The following is a 15885-nucleotide window of genomic DNA, read 5'->3' as shown; positions in this document are numbered from 1 at the left end:
AGAATGCCGCCGGGGGCGGCGTCGTGAACAGGGTGTATCGGGACGCCTGGGGCATCCCCCACCTGCGCGCGGGCGATCCGTACGAACTGGCCTTCGCCCAGGGGCGTGTCACGGCCCTCGACCGGGCCTGGCAGATCGAGGTCGAGCGGCGCCGGGCGACCGGCACGTCGGCGGCGATCCTCGGGCCGGACGCCGTCCCATGGGACCGCTTCGCTCGGAAGGCCCGGCTCGCGGACACCGCCGAGCGCTGCCTGCACGCCCTGGACGACGACACGGCACGCTGGTTGAGCGCCTACGTGGACGGGGTCAACGCCGGGCTCCCCGAAGGGGCGCGCCGGGCTCCGGAGTTCGGCGCGACGGAAGCGGCACGCCCCGAGGCGGTACGCACTGAAGCGACACGGCACGACGTGGCAGGGCTCGGCGCGGCAGGGCTCGGCGCGGCAGGGCCCGCGGCCGGGCTCGGCGCGGCGGGGATCGCGCCGGGCCGGTGGGAGCCGTGGACGCCGATGGCGATCTGGCTGTCCCACCACATCCTCTTCGCGCACTTCCCGGCCAAGCTGTGGCGCGAGGCGGTGGCCGAGCGGCTGGGTCCCGAGGCGGTCGCGCTGTTCGCGGCCGACGGGCCGGGCACCGGCGGGAGCAACGGCTGGCTGGTCCCCGCGGATCGCACCGCCACCGGCGCGGCCCTGATCGCGGGCGATCCCCACCGGTTCATCGAGGACCCCGGCTTCTATCAGCAGATCCGCCTGGCCTGTCCCGAGTTCGACGTGGTGGGACTGGCCGTGCCGGGCGTTCCCGGCATCGCCCACTTCGGGCACGCGGGCTCGGTCGCCTGGGCGATCACCAACGCCATGGCCGACTACCAGGACCTCTACCGCGAGCGGCTCCGGTGCGCGGACGGCCGCGTCGAGGCGCTGGGACCGGACGGCTGGCGTCCCTGCACCGCCCACGTCGAGGTCGTCGAGGTGGCGGGGGAGGCCACGGTCGAGGTCGAGGTGGTCGAGACCGAGCGCGGCCCGGTCGTCATGGCGGACGCCCGCGTCCTGGGGGAGATCGGCCACGGACGCGTGTGGGACGCGGTGAGCCTGCGATACCCGCCTCGGGTGCGCCGTGACCTGGGGTTCGCGGCGCTGCCGGCGCTGCTGCGGGCGAAGACCGCGGCCGACGTGGACCGGGCGCTCGACCGCTGGGCCGAGCCCGTCAACGTCGTGCTCGCCGCGGACACCGACGGCGGGCTGCTGCACCGGGTCGCCGGGACGGTGCCCGTCCGCCACCCGGACAACGCGTTGCGGGTCGTGCCCGCCTGGGAGCCCGGCCACGAGTGGGGCGACCGGCACGCGCCGATGCCACGCCGCGAGATCCGCGGCATCACGGTCATGGCCAACGAGCGGGGAATCGCCGCGCCGCTCGGCGTCGAGTTCGCTCCGCCATACCGCGCCGACCGGATCAGGCGCCTGCTCGACGGGTCGCCGCGATGGTCGGCCGGGGACATGGCGGCCGTCCACACCGACACCTTGCTGCCCAGCGCCGGCCCTCTCCTCGACCTGCTGGCCGGGACGGACGGGCTCGGCCCCGAGGCCGTACGCCTGCGGGACCGGCTGGCGGCCTGGGACCGGCGCATGGACGCCGGCAGCACCGACCCGGCGGCGTACGCGGCGGTCCGGGCCGAGGTGGTGCGTCGCCTGGCGGCCCATCCCGCCCTGGCATCCCTCGCCGGACTGGACGCGGGGGTTCCCGAGGTCTTCCGGCCGTGGCTCGCGCCGGCTCCCCGTGTCGCGTACGCCCTGGAGAGCCTGCTGACGACCGGCCTGCTGCCCGGGCTCGACCGGGCAGCCCTCACGGAACTGGCCCGGGCGGCGCTGGAGGATGTGGCGGCGCGCGGCGAAACGACCGGCGTCTCGTGGGGCGACCTGCACCGGCTCGCCCCCTGGCGGGCACTGCCGTCCCCTGCGATCTCAACCCCTGTGGACACCGCAGGCTCTGTGGACAACGCAGGCTCTGTGGACAACGCAGGCTCTGGGGACGGCGCGGCGCCGGCGGAGGCGGGCCTGCCGGGCGACCACGACTGTGTGCTGTCCACGTCGAGCGTGCCGGGCGTCACCCATCACTGCGCCCGGGGCCCGGCGGCGCGCTACGTGTGGGACCTCGCCCGGCGCGACGGGAGCCTGTGGATCGTCCCGTTCGGCGCGAGCGGCGTGCCCGGCGACCCCCATTGGCGTGACCAGCACCCACTGTGGCTGCGCGGCGAGCTCGTACCGGTGATCACGGACTGGAACCGACTGACGATGGACCCCGCGGACCGAGGAGCGACATGACCCCTGACGCACGGACCACGGCCCCCGCACGGCGCGAGGCCCTATGGGAGCAGGTGGTCGAGGGATTCGGCGCCTTCCGCGTCGTGCCGGTGGACCCGCCGGCCGACGCCGGCCTGATCCACTCCTGGGTCACCGAGGAGCGTGCCCGGTTCTGGGGCATGCTCGACGCGAGCCGGATGCGGGTTCTGGAGATCTACGACTACCTGGACGGCCTCGCCACCCACCACGCCTATCTCGTCCACCGCGACGACCGGCCGGTGGCGCTCTTCCAGACGTACGAGCCCGAGGCCGACCCGGTCGGGGAGTGCTATGACGTCCAGCCGGGCGACTTCGGCGTCCACCTGCTCCTCGGACCGGCGACGGGGGAGGGCGAGCGCGGCTTCACCTCTGCCCTGCTGTCCGTGCTCCTCGCGTACGTGTTCTCCGACCCGCGCCACACCCGGATCGTGGCCGAGCCGGACGCCCGCAACGACAAGGTGATCGACCGGATGCTGCGGACCGGCTTCACCCTCGGGCCCGAGATCGACCTGCCGGACAAGCGGGCCCGGCTGCTCTTCCTCACCAGAGACCACCGCTGACACAAGGAGTGCGGAGTGCTGCTCGACGCCCTTTCCGACCATCTGGAAGGCCTCGCGGCGGAGCGGGGCGGCGTGCTGGGGGTCCTGCCCAGGCTGGTCGCCGACGACTCCCCCGGCTGGATCCCCGCCGCCGCCCTCGTGCGGGAGCCGTACGAGGGTCTGCTCGCGCTGGTGGACGAGACGGCCGGACGCTGGGGCGCGCCGCGTCACGTGGCGGCGGCGCTGCTGTGGAAGACCTACGGCTACTGGCACACGATGCCGATGGCCCTGGGCTGGGGTCTCGGCCGCCGGGTGCCGCTGATGCGCCTGGAGGACACGCTGGTCAGGCCGTCCGCGGCCGGGGTGACGGTGGCGGCGTCGCGGGTGACGGTGGCCGTGCTCCCCGGCGACCCGCTGGCCGAGGCCGAGGGCACCGTCGTCGTCCCCGACCTCGCGGCGGCCATCGGGGAGGCGCTCCTGGAGAGCCAGTATCCGTTCGTCAGGGCACTCAGCACGCTGACCAAGGTGGGCGAGCGCACCCTGTGGGGCTCGACCGCGGAGGCGTTCGCCCACCCGCTGCTCACACTCGGGTCGTACGCCGAGGCGGCCCGGCTGCTGGACGAGATCGGGCCGCCGGTGGCCGGGCTGCTCGTGCCCGACGGTGACGGATACCGCCGCCGCACGTGCTGCCTGTGGGTCACGCTGCCGGACGCCGACCCCTGCTCCACCTGCTGCGTACGCTGAGCCGCCATGAGATCTTGACAGTCTCACCGCCGCTGTGTCAGCGTTCCGAGTGCGTGGCCCAGCCGTTGGTTTCACGGACCAGGGTGAGCGCGGCCTTGTGCGCGCCGTCCAGGCGCTGACGGCGGACCTTCGCGTGCAGCGCCGCCACCCTCACCACCGCCTTACCGCGCCGCTTGGACCCCCTCTTCTTGCGGGCGAGGGCCCGCTGGGCCGTCGCCAGACGTCCGGCGGACACGGCCAGGTGGCGCGGGTTGTCCACAGGATCCCCGTCGCTGGTGGTGACAAACGAGACGACGCCCATGTCGACACCGACCGCCGCACCGGTCGAGGCAAGCGGCCGCGCGGGCACCTCATCGCACGACAGGATCACATACCAGCGGGCGCCTTCCCGCTTCACACTGATCGTCTTCACCCGGCCCTGCACCGGGCGATGCTGGTGCACCCGAACGTGCCCGATGCCCTGAAGGCGGACGAACGTCGCCGTGGGATGCTCGGGCTGACAGTCCCACCGGCAGCCGTCCCCGTCCTTCGGCCACTCCACCGTGTCGAACCAGCCGCGCCCCTTAAACCTGGGGAACCCCGGCACGCGCACCTCGCGGACCCGCTTGAAGAACGCGGCGAACGCCTTGTCCAACCGCCGCAGCGTGGCCTGCTGAGAGGAAAACGACCACCGGCCCTGACCCTCGGCGTCACCGGCGCGGATGTCCTTCAACTCTGCGGACTGGTCACCGTAGCGAACGCTTACACCAGCCTTGCGGTAGGCCGTCCGCCCTGGAACGACGCCGCCCTGGTCAGCACCGATCCCTCGACGCTGACCGGGCCCCGGCGAGCCGACGGCTCCATCCCGCCCTCGGACTTCCTGCGGCCCCGCAACGGCGCCGACGTGGGCGCCCGCCTCTAGCTCCGAAAGGAACGGGCGCGGCGGCCGTCACCGCCGCGCCCGCCGGGGACCGGTGCTCATCGCGTCCCGAGGCTGCGGGTGGTGCCATCGGCGACCGCCTGGAGTTTGTCCGGGTTGGCGACGTTGTGGATGGTAGTGATCCGGCCGTCGGTGTCGAAATCGAAGGTGACAGTGGCGATCACGCGCCGCCCCGTCCCGCTGAAGACGATGCCGGGACCACCGTTGATCTCGACGAGCTCGGCGTTCATGTCGGCGGGCTCGACGCCCTGGTAGCTGACGGTGCCGATGGCCGCGAACCAGGCGGCTACGGTCGCCGCGCCCACGACCGGGCGCAGGGCCTGGCGGACCTTTCCGCCGCCGTCGGTCCACAAGGTGACGTCCGGGGACAGCAGCTCCATCAGGGCGTTCACGTCACCGCCGGTCGCGGCACTGAAGAACCGCTCGGTGACCTCACGCTGCCGCGACCGGTCCGTGCGGAAGCGCGGACGCCGGGCGCGCACATGCTCGCGAGCGCGGTGCGCGGCCTGCCGCACGGCTGCTTCGGAACGCTCGACCGCCTCCGCGATCTCGGCGTGGCTGAAGCCGAAGACATCCTTGAGCACGAACACCGCGCGCTCGAGCGGGCTCAGCGTCTCCAGCACCACGAGCATCGCCATCGACACCGACTCGGCGTCCGCGACGGCCTCGGCGGTGTCTGCGCTGGTCAGAATGGGCTCAGGAAGCCACGGCCCCACATAGGCCTCACGCTTGCGCTGGGTGGAGCGCAGCCGTTCCAGCGCCACGTTCGACACGATCCGCGTCAGGTACGCCTTCGGATCGGCCACCTGCGAGCGGTCGGCCGCCGACCAGTTGATCCAGGCGTCCTGGACCGCGTCCTCGGCATCGGCCGCGGTGCCGAGGATGCGGTAGGCCACCGAGAACAGCAGGTTCCGATGCCGCACGAACACCTGCTGGTCGAGGTCGGGAGGCTGAATCATCACGCCTCCCGCACCCGCGTGAAGCGGCCCCCGCGGGGCCAGAACGCGCCCGAGGCGGGCATCTTCTTCATGCGGCCCCATGTGGGCCAGGGCGAAGCGGTCACCGTCTCCTTGTATCGGACCGCGATGCGGCCGGTCAGGTGCAGTCGCCGGGGGCTGTCGTCGGGGTGGGTGAACTGCACGACCGCATCGTTCCTGCCCAGGCTGACCGGCGTGTGGTAGTAGCCGAAGCGGAACGGCTTGGGCCGCTTGCCCTGCAACTCCCGGACGATCGAGACCGCGGCGTGCACACCGGTCGGCATGCCGCCCTGGCAGGTGCCGTGCATGACGCCGTAGCCCTGGCGGATCGCGGCCGCGTCGCCCACGGCGTACACCTCGGGGTGGGACACCGACCGCAGCGTGGCGTCGGTCACGACGCGGCCGCGTTCGTCGACGGTGAGCCCGGCGGCGGCCGCCAGCGGCGACACCCGCGTTCCACTCGTCCACAGGACCGCGTCGGCCGCCACACTCTCCCCGCCGGCCAGCTCGACCGCGCCGGGCAGCACCTTCACCACCTCGACCCCGCTGCGGACCCGCACGCCCAGGCGCTCGAGCGCGGACCGCAGATACGCCCTGGCCTTGGGGTTCATGGCCGCGCCGGGTTCACCGCGGCCCAGCAGCACGACGGTCAGCTCCGGGTGCCGCTCGGCGATCTCCGCGGCCGACTCGACGCCGGTCAGCCCACTGCCGACGACCGCCACCGTGCCGCTGCCGAGCCGCGACAGCCGGTCGGCCAGCACCTCGGCGTCCTGGGCGCTGTTCAGGGTGTACGCGTGGTCCTCGACGCCCGGAACCGCCGCCGTGTCGGCCATGCCACCCAACGCGTACACCAGCGTGTCGTAGGGGAGGACGCGTTCGTCGTCGATCCGCACGGTCTTCGCGTCCGCGTCCACCGCCGTCACCCACCCGCGCTCGAAGTGCGCGCCCGTGCCCTCGAGCAGTTCGGGGATGCTCAGCTCGGCGAGCCGCTGCCCGGTCGCCGTCATGTGCAGCCGCAGCCGCTCGGTGAACCGCTCCTGCGCGTTCACCAGGGTCACCCGCACCTTCTCGCTCCGCTTGTCGACCCTTGACGCTAGCTGGATCGCCGCGGACAGGCCCGCGTACCCCGCTCCAAGGATCACCACTCGGTGGGTGGTGGTCGCCACGCCGGCTTCGTGCTGTGCGCCCATCGTTCCGCCTCCTCGCTTCACCGTTGACGACCAGCAGATGGAAGCGGGCCACCCGGACGTGACATGCGCCCGATGTGATCCACGCCACAGCGTCGTCGTCAGGGGAAGAGGCGGGTCAGGCCGGATCGGGTGTGACGGTGGCGGCGATGTGTGCCGCGACCTCTGCCGGGGGGATGCGCGTCGTGTCGACGACCTGTGCCTCGCGGCTGAGCCAGGGGAGAGCCTCCTGGTATGCCGTCAGGTGGTTCAGCCTCCATTGCGAGGGCGGCTGCGTGTCCCCCTCGATCCTGCGGATGAGCGTGCCCCGGTCGGCGTGGAGCACGAAGTGGTGCAGCGGGATGCCCGTCGTCTCCAGGCCCGCGCGGATCTCCTGCCAGTAGTCCTCGACCAGGACGGTCTGGGCCAGGACGAGGGCGCCGCCGAGCTGGCCGGCCAGTCGTGTGACGGTCTCCACGACGAGCGTCCGCCAGAGCGCCCAGTCCTGGAAGTCCCCGACCTTCGGCAGGCCCGTGGCATGCGTGAGCATGACGCCCACCTGCTCGGGGTCGAAGAAGTGCGCCCCCGGGATCAGTCGCACGAGTTCCGCCGCCGTGGTGGTCTTCCCCACGCCGAACGTCCCGTTCAGCCAGATGATCACAGGGATTCGTCTCGCCGCCGTACGGCGGCGGCCCGGGAGGCGAGCAGCGCGGACAGGGCCTCGCAGTCGTCCGGGGTGAGCGGCGCGAAGGGGAGCAGGTAGAGCATGCCTCCCGGGCCGTCGACGAGCTCGACCGGCAGGGGACGTGTGGGCACGTCTGTCGGCGCGGTGATGGCCGGCGCGGTGATGGTGGTCATGATGAAGGCGATTCTTCCGCACCCGACCGACAGTTTCGCGCCCGCGATGCCCGGCCTCAGGCGCCGCCGACTGCGTACCGGAGTGGTCGAAGAGCTCTGTGCCTCAGGGGGTGAAACGGTAGCCCATGCCCGGCTCGGTGATCAGGTGCACGGGGTGGGCGGGCTCCTTCTCCAGCTTGCGCCGGAGCTGGGCCATGTACTGCCGCAGGTAGTGCGTCTCCTTGACGTACTGCGCGCCCCACACCTCGCTCAGCAGCTGCCGCTGGCTGATCAGCTTGCCGGGATTGCGGACGAGGAGTTCGAGGATGTGCCACTCGGTCGGGGTCAGCCGTACGTCGCCGGAGACGGTCTTGTCGGCGAGGTCGATCACGTGCTCCCCGATCCGTACGCGGGCGGGCTCGCTCTCCCGGGGGCCGGTGCGCCGGGTCACCGCACGCACGCGGGCCAGCAGCTCGTCCACCCCGAAGGGCTTGGTCACGTAGTCGTCCGCCCCGGCGTCCAGTGCGTCGATCTTGTCCTGGTTGCCGGTGCGCCCCGACAGCACGATGATCGGAACGCTGCTCCAGCCGCGTACGCCGTGGATGACCTCGACTCCGTCCATGTCGGGCAGCCCGAGGTCCAGCACGATCAGGTCGGGACGCCGGTCCGCGGCCTCGCGCAACGCGGAGCCGCCGTCCGCCGCGACGGCGACCTCGTATCCGCGCGCGGCCAGGTTGATCCGCAGCGCGCGCAGGATCTGCGGCTCGTCGTCGACGACGAGGATCCTGCTCACGGCGCCGCACCGCCCATATCCAGAGAACCATCGAGATCCGGAGAACCGCCGAGCTCCACCGGGCTTTCGATCAGGTCGTGGGTGTGCACGGCGACGGGCAGGGCCAGGATCATGGTGAGCCCTCCCCCGGGCGTCTCGTCGGGCGACAACTCTCCTCCCATCGCCTCGGTCAGTCCGCGCGCCAGGGCCAGGCCCAGCCCTACCCCGCTGTGGTTGTCCCGGTCCCCCAGCCGCTGGAAGGGCAGGAAGATCCGGTCGTAGGCGTCGCGCGGCACACCGGGCCCACGGTCGATTATCCGGATCTCGGCCCGGTCGCCGTACCTGCTGGCGGTGACGAGCACGCTCTCCCCGGCGGGGGTGTATCGGACGGCGTTGGCGACGACGTTGGCGAGCACCCGCTCCAGCAGCGCCGGATCGGCGACGACCTCGGGCAGGTCGGGCGGGATATCGATCTTCACCTCGGCGGCGAGCGGCCCGAGGTCGTCGACCGCCCGGGGCACGATCTCCTCGACGGCGACCGGCTGAGCGGCCACGCCGAGCACCCCCGCCTGCAGGCGGCTCATGTCGAGCAGGTTCGCCACCAGACGGTCGAGCCTGGCCAGCGACTCGTCCGCGGTCTCCAGCAGCTCGGCGCGGTCCTCCGCGGACCACTCGACGTCGGTGGCGCGCAGGCTCTCCACGGCGGCCTTCGCGGCGGCCAGCGGGGTGCGGAGGTCGTGGCTGACCGCCGCGAGCAGCGCGGTGCGCATCCTGTCGGCCTCCGCGAGCGGCCTGGCCTGCTCGGCCTCCTCCTCCAGCCGTTCCTGCCGCAGGGCGACGGCCATCTGCGCGGCGAACGCCTCGATCACGCGCCGCTCGGAGGCGTCGAGCAGCCGCCCGCGCGCGGCGAGCACGAGGTCGCCGTCGATGTCCACGTCGGTGCCGGCGGCGTCCGGGCAGGTGCACGGCTCTCCCCCCGAGGTGGCGACGATCCGCCAGGAGGCGGGGTCGGACCGGTCGTCCGGTCCCTGCCCCGCCTCGGGCCGCCGTTCCAGCAGGGTGACCGAGACCAGGCCGAACGTCTCCCGCGTACGCGCGAGCAGGGAGTGCACGGCGGCCTCGCCGCGCAGCACGTGCCCGGCCAGCGCGGACAGGATCTCCGCGTCCGCCCCGGCGCGGGCCGCCTCCCTCGTACGGCGGGCGGCCACGTCCACGATCATGCTGACCGCCGCCGCGACGAACACGAAGACGACCAGGGCGAAGAGGTTCTCCGGGTTGGCGATCGTCAGGGTGTGCAGGGGAGGGGTGAAGAAGAAGTTGAGCAGCAGCGACCCGGCGACCGCCGCCGTGATCGCCGGCCACATGCCGCCGATCAGCGCCACGCCCACGACGGTGGTCAGGAACAGCAGGATGAAGCTCGGCAGCGCCAGCGTGCCCCGGAAGGGGAGCAGGACGGCGGTGAGCAGCGGCAGGCCGGTGAGCGCGACGGCCCACCCCGCGAGCCTGCGCCGCCGGGTGAGCGCCGCCCGCGACCGCTGCGGGCGCTCCCGCCCCTTCTTGACCTGCTCGTGCGTGATCATGTGAACGTCGATCGAGCCGGACCTGGCGGTCGTCTCTACGCCCACCCCTCTGCTGAAGATCTGGGCGACCCGGCCGCGCCGGGAGGCGCCGAGCACGAGCTGGGTGGCGTTGACGCCCCGGGCGAACTCCAGCAGCGCCCGCGGCACGTCGTCGCCCACCACCTGGTGGTAGGTGCCGCCCATGCTCTCCACGAGGGCGCGCTGTCGTGCCAGCAGCGCCGGGTCGCCTCCGGCGAGCCCGTCCGCCCGGGTGACGTGGACGGCGAGCAGGTCGGCGCCCTTGGTGCGGGCGGCGATGCGGGCCGCCCGCCGGACGAGGGTGTCGCCCTCCGGTCCCCCGGTCAGCGCGACGACGACCCGCTCGCGCGCCTCCCACGTGTCGGCGATTCCGTGCTCGGCGCGGTAGCGGTCGAGCTCCTCGTCCACCTCGTCGGCGAGCCACAGCAGGGCCAGCTCGCGCAGCGCGGTGAGGTTGCCGACGCGGAAGTAGTTGGCCAGGGCGGCGTCCACCTTCTCCGGCATGTACACGTTGCCGTGCGCGAGCCGCCGCCGCAGCGCCTCAGGGGTCATGTCGACCAGCTCGACCTGGTCGGCCCGCCGTACGACCTCGTCGGGCACGGTTTCGCGCTGCGGGATGCCGGTGATGTGCTGGACGACGTCGTTGACCGATTCCAGGTGCTGGATGTTCACCGTGGAGATCACGTCGATACCGGCGTCGAGGAGCTCGTCGATGTCCTGCCAGCGCTTGGCGTTGCGCGAGCCCGGCACGTTGGTGTGCGCCAGCTCGTCGACCAGGGCGACCCGCGGGCGCCGGGCGACGACCGCTTCGACGTCCAGCTCGTTGAAGGCCGCCCCCCGGTACGTCAGGGTCCTGCGGGGAACGATCTCCAGCCCCTCCAGTAGTTGCGCGGTGCGTACGCGGCCGTGGGTCTCCACCAGACCGACCACGACGTCCGTGCCGCGTTCCCTGCGGCGGTGCCCCTCGCAGAGCATGGCGTAGGTCTTGCCGACCCCGGGTGCCGCGCCGAGGTAGATCCGCAGCCGCCCGCGTGGCATGGCCGCTCACCTCTCCCTGTCGAGGGCCAGATTGAGCTCCAGGACGTTCACGCCGGACTCCCCCAGGAAGCCGAGGGCGCGGCCGGCCGTGTGCTCCCTGATCAGGGCCCGCACCCTGCGCACGTCCAGTCCCCGCTCCCTGGCCACCCGGGGGGCCTGCAGTTCGGCGTACGCGACGGAGACGTGCGGGTCGAGTCCGCTGCCGCTCGCCGTCACGGCGTCCGGCGGGACGACTGCGTGGGCGTTTCCCCGCACCGGCACCGTATGCCCTGACGAATAGTCCTCGCCGGGCCTGCCGCACTCGACCCTCACGCCCTGGTATGTGGTGACGAACGGCGCGGCCGGGCACGCCTGGTTGACGCTGACGACCCTCGTGGGTCTGCCGACGACGGGGAAGACCTTGAGCACCGCGCCCACCCCGTCCGCCGTGCAGTAGGGCCTGGCCCCGCTGACGCCCTCCAGCTCGCCGACCGCCTTGGAGCGCGCGCACACCTGGGTGAGCAGGGAGACCCTGCCCTTCCTCGCGGCCTGGCCGGCTCCCCGGGGGTCGGGCAGCCGGTCGACGACGTCCTGCGGGCCGAGGTTGCTCGCGCCCGAGGCCAGCGGGTCGTAGCCGCCCGCGGAGGGGCGGCTCTGGAAGTACCTGCGCACCGGGCGGCCGTTCCGGTCGGTGAAGCTCTGCCCGATGAGGGCGCTGCCCACGTCCCTGCCGTCCTCGCGCAGGATCGAGCCGCCGGCCCGGTGGGGGAGGAGGACCTGGGCGATACCGGTCACCAGCAGGGGATACAGCCCGCCCAGGATCACCGTGAGCACGGCGACGGCCCGGACCGCCGCGAGGTGCCGGCGGAGCGTGTTCGGCAGGCGTTCCATCACGTTCCCAGCCATCAGGACATCCCCGGAAGGAATTGAACGAACAGGTCGATGAGCTTGATGCCGATGAAGGGCGTGACGACACCGCCCAGGCCGTACAGGCAGAGGTTGCGGCCGAGCAGCTTCGACGCGCTGGAGGGCCGGTAACGCACCCCGCGCAGGGCCAGGGGGATCAACGCCACGATCACCAGGGCGTTGAAGATCACCGCGGACAGGATGGCCGACTGCGGGCTGTGCAGCCGCATCACGTTCAGCGCGTCCAGACCCGGATAGACGGCCGCGAACATGGCCGGGATGATCGCGAAATACTTCGCGATGTCGTTGGCGATCGAGAACGTGGTCAGCGCCCCCCGCGTGATCAGCAACTGCTTGCCGATCTCGACGATCTCGATGAGCTTGGTCGGGTTGGAGTCGAGATCGACCATGTTCCCGGCCTCCTTGGCCGCCGAGGTGCCGGTGTTCATCGCCACCCCCACGTCGGCCTGGGCCAGCGCCGGGGCGTCGTTGGTGCCGTCCCCGGTCATCGCGACCAGCCGCCCGCCCTCCTGCTCCTTGCGGATCAGCGCGAGCTTGTCCTCCGGAGTCGCCTCGGCCAGGAAGTCGTCCACTCCGGCCTCTCTGGCGATGGCCCTGGCGGTCATCGGGTTGTCCCCGGTGATCATCACGGTGCGGATGCCCATCCGGCGCATCTCGTCGAACCGCTCCCGCATGCCCTGCTTGACCACGTCCTTGAGGTGGATCACCCCGAGCACCCGGGCTTTGCCGGCGCTCACCTCGCCGACGACGAGGGGCGTGCCGCCGGAGGCGGAGATCCCGTCCACCAGGTGCCCGACGTGCCCGGTCGGATGGCCGCCGTTGTCGCGCACCCACTTCATCACCGAGGTCGCGGCGCCCTTGCGGACCTGCCGCCCGTCCACGTTCACCCCGGACATGCGGGTCTGGGCGGTGAAGGCGATCCACTCCGCGTGGGCCAGCTCGCCCGGCCGGCGTTCGCGCAGGTCGTAGGCGTGTTTGGCGTGAACGACGACCGAACGTCCCTCGGGGGTCTCGTCGGCGAGGCTCGCCAGCTGCGCCGCCTCGGCCAGGTCGAGCTCGGAGACGCCCTCGGCCGGCACGAACTGCGACGCCTGCCGGTTGCCCAGGGTGATCGTGCCGGTCTTGTCGAGGAGCAGGGTCGTGACGTCGCCCGCGGCCTCGACCGCCCGCCCGCTCATCGCCAGCACGTTGCGCTGCACCAGGCGGTCCATGCCCGCGATCCCGATGGCCGACAGCAGCGCCCCGATCGTGGTCGGGATCAGGCAGACCAGCAACGACACCAGCACCACCCCGCTCACCCCGTCGGCGCCGAGCGCGGGCGTGTCCGGTACGCCGGGGTTCTGGGCCTTGGAATAGACGGCCAGCGGCTGCATGGTGACGGTGGCGATCAGGAAGATCACCGTGAGCGCGGCCAGCAGGATGTTGAGGGCGATCTCGTTGGGCGTCTTCTGCCGGTCGGCGCCCTCGACCAGGGCGATCATCCGGTCGATGAAGCTCTCCCCCGGCTTCTGCGTGATCCGCACCACGATCCGGTCCGACAGCACCTTCGTGCCGCCCGTGACCGCCGACCTGTCCCCGCCCGACTCGCGGATCACCGGCGCGGACTCCCCGGTGATCGCCGACTCGTCCACGCTGGCGATGCCCTCGACCACATCGCCGTCGCCCGGGATGACCTCCCCGGCCTCGACGACGACATGGTCGCCCTGTCGCAGCTCCTGGGCGCCGACGACCTCCCACCGGGCGGGGTCGCGCGGGTCCGCCAGGCGCCGGGCCATGGTGTCGCGCTTGGCCGCCCGCAGCGTGGCGGCCTGGGCCTTGCCGCGCCCCTCGGCCACGGCCTCGGCCAGGGTGGCGAACAGCGCGGTCAGCCACAGCCAGACCGCGATCGCCCAGGCGAACGCCGAAGGGGTCGCGACCGCCAGGCCCGTGGTGAGGAACGCGCCGATCTCGACGACGAACATGACCGGGTTGCGCCACAGCGTCGCCGGGTTCAGCTTGCGTACGGCGTCGGGCAGCGACCTCACGAGTTGCCGGGGATCGAGCAGGCCGCCGCCGATCCTGCCGCCGCTTTTGCCGCCGCTTTTGCCGTTCGCGCGTCGTGGTGACGTCGACATGACTAGGAGAGTCCTTCCGCGAGCGGCGCGAGCGCGAGGGCCGGCAGGAACGTGAGGGCGACGAGGACGACCGTGACGCCGGCCACCATCCCGACGAACTGGGGGCGGTGGGTGGGCAGCGTCCCGGCGGAGGCCGGCACGGGCGCCTGCCGAGCCAGCGATCCGGCCAGGGCGAGGATGAAGACGATCGGCAGGAACCGCCCGAAGGCCATGCACAGGCCGAGCGCCACGCACCACCAGGGCGTGCCCGCCGAGATCCCGCCGAAGGCCGAGCCGTTGTTGTTGGCCGCGCTGGTGAACGCGTAGAGGATCTCCGAGAGCCCGTGCGGGCCGCCGTTCAGCATGGCCGCGAGACCCGCCCGGTTGCCCATCGCCGCGGCCGTGCCGGCGAGCACGAGGGCCGGGGTGACCAGGAAGTAGAGCGAGGCCAGCTTGATCTCGCGTGAGCCGATCTTCTTGCCCAGGTATTCCGGCGTACGGCCCACCATGAGACCGGCGACGAAGACGGTGATCACCGCCAGCACGAGGATGCCGTACAGGCCGGAACCGGCACCGCCGGGCGCGACCTCGCCGAGCATCATGTTCAGCATCGTCATCATGCCGCCCAGGGGCGTGAAGGAGTCGTGCGCGGAATCGGCGGCGCCGGTCGAGGTCAGCGTGGTGACGGTGGCGAACGTCGCGGAGCCGGGCACGCCGAAGCGGATCTCCTTGCCCTCCAGGGCCGCCCCGGCGGCCCGGGGGACCGTGGCGCCGCCGGAGACCTCGAAGACGTTCGTCAGCAGCACGCTCGCCAGGGCGATCACCGCCATGACGGCGATGATCGCGTGTCCCTGCCGCACCTGGCCGACCATGCGGCCGAAGGTGCGCGGCAGCGCGACCGGGATCGCCAGGAGCAGGACGATCTGCAGCCAGTTCGTCCACCCCGACGGATTCTCGAAGGGGTGGGCGGAGTTGGCGTTGTAGAAGCCGCCGCCGTTGGTGCCGAGCTCCTTGACGGCCTCCTGGCTCGCCACCGGACCCCCGGTGATCGCCTGGGTGCCGCCGGTCAGCGTCGTCACCTCGTGCGGCGACGCGAGGTTCTGCACCACGCCCCCGGCGACCAGGACCAGCGCGGCGACGAACGCGATCGGCAGCAGGACCCGGAACGTGCCGCGCACGAGGTCCACCCAGAAGTTGCCGATGGTGTCGGCCTGCCTGCGGGCGAAGCCCCGCACGAGCGCGACCGCCACGGCCATGCCGACCGCCGCCGACACGAAGTTCTGCACCGCCAGGGCGGTCATCTGCACCAGGTGACCCATGACGGTCTCGCCCGGGTACGACTGCCAGTTGGTGTTCGTCACGAAGCTGACGGCCGTGTTCCAGGCGACGTGGGCGGGGACCGGGGGCCGCCCTAGGCCGAGGACCAGCCTGTCCTGCAGGCGCTGCATGCCGTACACGACCAGCACGGAGACCGCGGAGAAGGCCAGCAGGGCGCGTGCGTAGACCGCCCAGGGCTGCTCGGCGTCCGGCCGCACGCCGACGAGACGGTAGACGAGGCGCTCGGCCGCGCTGTGGCGGGTGCCGGTGTAGACCCGGTACAGGTAGTCGCCCAGCAGCAGGTAGACGACGGCGAGCACCGCGACGACGGACAGCACGAGCACGGCCCCTGCCGCTGCCGCGCCCATCAGAAGCGCTCCGGGAACAACAGGGCCGCGATCATGAAGGCCAGCAGCGCCGCGGCCACGCCGAGACCGACGGCGTTGATCACGCTCACAGGCGCTCCACCGCCCTCACGACGAGCCCGAAAATCGTGAACACCGCGATCGTCAGAGCGACGAAGATGACGTCCGCCATCCCCACTCCTCGGTTGTGATTGCGTCCGCCGGACTACGGCGGTCTCAGCACAAGCAAAGTCCGAGATCGGTGGCATTTGGCCGCTCTTGACGGCTTCCATACGGGTTCG

General features: G+C 72.3%; 14 protein-coding genes. 3 read left to right on the top strand and 11 right to left on the bottom strand.

Going from position 1 to position 15885, the window contains the following annotated elements; translation table 11 throughout:
• Window positions 1-23: 23 nt before the first annotated feature.
• Genes QSK36_RS39605 through QSK36_RS39595 form a run of 3 tightly spaced genes read left to right on the top strand, consistent with a single transcriptional unit; the run spans window position 24 to window position 3616 of the window.
• A complete protein-coding gene (locus QSK36_RS39605; RefSeq protein ID WP_285785948.1) occupies window positions 24-2315 on the top strand; it encodes a penicillin acylase family protein in 2292 nt (763 codons plus the stop codon).
• Entirely contained in the window at window positions 2312-2893 is a 582-nt protein-coding gene (locus tag QSK36_RS39600) for a GNAT family N-acetyltransferase (RefSeq protein WP_183538141.1), read from the top strand. Before QSK36_RS39605 ends, QSK36_RS39600 begins: the two co-directional genes overlap by 4 nt.
• A 15-nt stretch (window positions 2894-2908) precedes the next feature.
• Window positions 2909-3616, top strand: coding sequence for a (2Fe-2S)-binding protein (locus tag QSK36_RS39595; protein ID WP_183538143.1), 708 nt, complete (start codon window positions 2909-2911; stop codon window positions 3614-3616).
• 37 nt (window positions 3617-3653) lie between these two features.
• Here the strand turns inward: QSK36_RS39595 and QSK36_RS39590 are convergent, their stop codons facing one another.
• The 11 genes from QSK36_RS39590 to QSK36_RS39540 form a co-directional block, all read right to left on the bottom strand.
• Window positions 3654-4328 carry an RNA-guided endonuclease InsQ/TnpB family protein gene (locus QSK36_RS39590; protein WP_225898233.1) on the bottom strand — a complete coding sequence of 225 codons (675 nt, stop codon included), beginning with the start codon at window positions 4326-4328 and terminating at the stop codon, window positions 3654-3656.
• Between the two features lie 245 nt (window positions 4329-4573).
• Window positions 4574-5494, bottom strand: a complete 921-nt coding sequence (locus tag QSK36_RS39585) for an RNA polymerase sigma-70 factor (RefSeq protein ID WP_285785947.1) — start codon at window positions 5492-5494, stop codon at window positions 4574-4576.
• A complete protein-coding gene (locus QSK36_RS39580; protein WP_285785946.1) occupies window positions 5494-6702 on the bottom strand; it encodes an NAD(P)/FAD-dependent oxidoreductase in 1209 nt (402 codons plus the stop codon). The genes QSK36_RS39585 and QSK36_RS39580 overlap by 1 nt, the downstream gene beginning before the upstream one ends.
• 115 nt (window positions 6703-6817) lie before the next feature.
• Entirely contained in the window at window positions 6818-7339 is a 522-nt protein-coding gene (locus tag QSK36_RS39575; protein WP_183538149.1) for a P-loop nucleotide/nucleoside kinase family protein, read from the bottom strand.
• A complete protein-coding gene (locus QSK36_RS39570; RefSeq protein ID WP_183538150.1) occupies window positions 7336-7536 on the bottom strand; it encodes a hypothetical protein in 201 nt (66 codons plus the stop codon). Before QSK36_RS39570 ends, QSK36_RS39575 begins: the two co-directional genes overlap by 4 nt.
• 103 nt (window positions 7537-7639) lie before the next feature.
• A complete protein-coding gene (locus QSK36_RS39565; protein ID WP_139575401.1) occupies window positions 7640-8308 on the bottom strand; it encodes a response regulator in 669 nt (222 codons plus the stop codon).
• The gene (locus QSK36_RS39560; protein ID WP_285785945.1) at window positions 8305-10923 is read right to left on the bottom strand and encodes a DUF4118 domain-containing protein; all 2619 of its coding nucleotides are present in this window, start codon (window positions 10921-10923) and stop codon (window positions 8305-8307) included. Before QSK36_RS39560 ends, QSK36_RS39565 begins: the two co-directional genes overlap by 4 nt.
• Before the next feature lie 6 nt (window positions 10924-10929).
• Window positions 10930-11793 carry a potassium-transporting ATPase subunit C gene (locus QSK36_RS39555; RefSeq protein ID WP_183538669.1) on the bottom strand — a complete coding sequence of 288 codons (864 nt, stop codon included), beginning with the start codon at window positions 11791-11793 and terminating at the stop codon, window positions 10930-10932.
• A 14-nt stretch (window positions 11794-11807) separates the two neighbouring features.
• The gene (gene kdpB, locus QSK36_RS39550) at window positions 11808-13943 is read right to left on the bottom strand and encodes a potassium-transporting ATPase subunit KdpB (RefSeq protein WP_285785943.1); all 2136 of its coding nucleotides are present in this window, start codon (window positions 13941-13943) and stop codon (window positions 11808-11810) included.
• A 2-nt stretch (window positions 13944-13945) separates the two neighbouring features.
• Entirely contained in the window at window positions 13946-15607 is a 1662-nt protein-coding gene (gene kdpA, locus QSK36_RS39545; protein WP_285785942.1) for a potassium-transporting ATPase subunit KdpA, read from the bottom strand.
• The gene (locus QSK36_RS39540; RefSeq protein ID WP_183538155.1) at window positions 15607-15696 is read right to left on the bottom strand and encodes a potassium-transporting ATPase subunit F; all 90 of its coding nucleotides are present in this window, start codon (window positions 15694-15696) and stop codon (window positions 15607-15609) included. Before QSK36_RS39540 ends, kdpA begins: the two co-directional genes overlap by 1 nt.
• Window positions 15697-15885: the final 189 nt, after the last annotated feature.

It is taken from the genome of Microbispora sp. NBRC 16548 (genome assembly GCF_030268985.1).
Taxonomy (GTDB): domain Bacteria; phylum Actinomycetota; class Actinomycetes; order Streptosporangiales; family Streptosporangiaceae; genus Microbispora; species Microbispora catharanthi.
This window is presented reverse-complemented; position numbering and strand designations above follow the sequence as displayed.

Excerpts from the sequence above, each read along its gene's own strand:
- QSK36_RS39600 (WP_183538141.1), top strand. The coding sequence starts at position 2,312 with ATGACCCCTGACGCACGGACCACGGCCCCCGCACGGCGCGAGGCCCTA.
- QSK36_RS39585 (WP_285785947.1), bottom strand. The coding sequence starts at position 5,494 with ATGATTCAGCCTCCCGACCTCGACCAGCAGGTGTTCGTGCGGCATCGG.
- QSK36_RS39580 (WP_285785946.1), bottom strand. The coding sequence starts at position 6,702 with ATGGGCGCACAGCACGAAGCCGGCGTGGCGACCACCACCCACCGAGTG.
- QSK36_RS39570 (WP_183538150.1), bottom strand. The coding sequence starts at position 7,536 with ATGACCACCATCACCGCGCCGGCCATCACCGCGCCGACAGACGTGCCC.
- QSK36_RS39560 (WP_285785945.1), bottom strand. The coding sequence starts at position 10,923 with ATGCCACGCGGGCGGCTGCGGATCTACCTCGGCGCGGCACCCGGGGTC.
- QSK36_RS39555 (WP_183538669.1), bottom strand. The coding sequence starts at position 11,793 with ATGGAACGCCTGCCGAACACGCTCCGCCGGCACCTCGCGGCGGTCCGG.
- kdpB (WP_285785943.1), bottom strand. The coding sequence starts at position 13,943 with ATGTCGACGTCACCACGACGCGCGAACGGCAAAAGCGGCGGCAAAAGC.
- kdpA (WP_285785942.1), bottom strand. The coding sequence starts at position 15,607 with ATGGGCGCGGCAGCGGCAGGGGCCGTGCTCGTGCTGTCCGTCGTCGCG.